Origin of the sequence: Helicobacter apodemus, from assembly GCF_000765745.2 — a bacterium.
GTDB lineage: Bacteria > Campylobacterota > Campylobacteria > Campylobacterales > Helicobacteraceae > Helicobacter_D > Helicobacter_D apodemus.
Window position 1 is genome coordinate 1 of record NZ_JRPC02000089.1, and the last position, 1,198, is coordinate 1,198.

Here is a 1,198-nt window from a genome sequence, read left to right on the forward strand (position 1 = left end):
TAAATAGAGCTTCACTCCAGCTTTGAGTGGCAATAATAGAATGATTGCGTGAAGCAGAATTTGCCTTTTTCTTTGGCAAAAGGCATACAGAGGCAGTAATAAAAAATGTATCTTGGAATTGATTAGTATTAAGTGCAGAGCTTAGTGTATCTCCTATCTTTTCTCCAAACTCTACAATATGAAATTCTTGAGGCATAGAAGCAACTGCAAGAGAAATCCACGATTTCCCATCGATTTGTAAATGCGTATCTTTTACCAAAATAGAAGTGCTAGGCATAATGAGTTGTCGATTTAAATAGGCATTTCTATCATAGGCTGGAATATTTCTAATATTATGATTAGGGTTAAAAAGCTCCCAAAGATAAGGTTTTAATCCCTCTGGAGTTAATTCTCTAGGTGCAAAACTATTGGTTTCAAGAATATTTTGCATATTTTCTTTTGTCTTTAATAGCTTTTCCTTGTTATCACTTTTTAAAGAGATGATGAGATTAAAATTTTTAACCCTAACGGTCATATTTTTAGAGATTCCACTTTTGGTTTTAGAGAAGTAGAACTCTGCCATTGAATTGACAGCATTTTCTAAGAGTTCGTTGTTTTCATCCCTTGCTCTAAGTAAATGCTCCTCACGCCAGTATTCCACAAAATCTGTGATATTTTTTGAGCCAAAAATCATAAATTGCAAAAAAACACCTTCTTCTAATTTATTTAAAAGCTCTTGAATACTTTGACTATCGGTAGATTTGATTCTAGGAGAGCAAAGAAATATAGCTCCATAAGAGTTATCGTTATTAATATAAATTTTCTCCTCTTTGTCATAGCATAGGTAGGGCAAGAAATCTGAAAGTCTATAACGCTTAAAAATATTTTTAAAAATTGCTGTTGGTAAGGAAGTTAAATCCGAAAAAGGCTTTATTGCTTTTTTTAGGATATTTTCCTTTTGTATATTTAGGGATTCTTTGGTGGGTTTTAATTTACTTTGAATCTCGCTTAATTTCATTTTCTAGCCTGATTTAAATCAAAAATTCTCTCTTTGTTCGCTTCTGCTCCTGCGTCGCTTAATACAAATTCACCCTCCTTAATCTTAATCCAAGATTCGCTATAACCGTGATAGTTTCCATCCTTGCTTACAAATGGGAATATTACAATTTGAGCAAACAATGGTTGCCTGTATAAAGGCATATTATTGGGAAGCTCTACA

General features: G+C 32.8%; 1 protein-coding gene and 1 pseudogene. Both read right to left on the reverse strand.

The window, feature by feature from the left end; all coding sequences use genetic code 11:
- The coding region (locus LS72_RS10485) for a TraC family protein (protein WP_138155356.1) at window positions 1-997 on the reverse strand (997 nt) is incomplete at its 3' end.
- Window positions 994-1,198: pseudogene (locus tag LS72_RS10490) on the reverse strand (hypothetical protein); the annotation flags it as partial. The gene LS72_RS10485 and the pseudogene LS72_RS10490, both read right to left, overlap by 4 nt.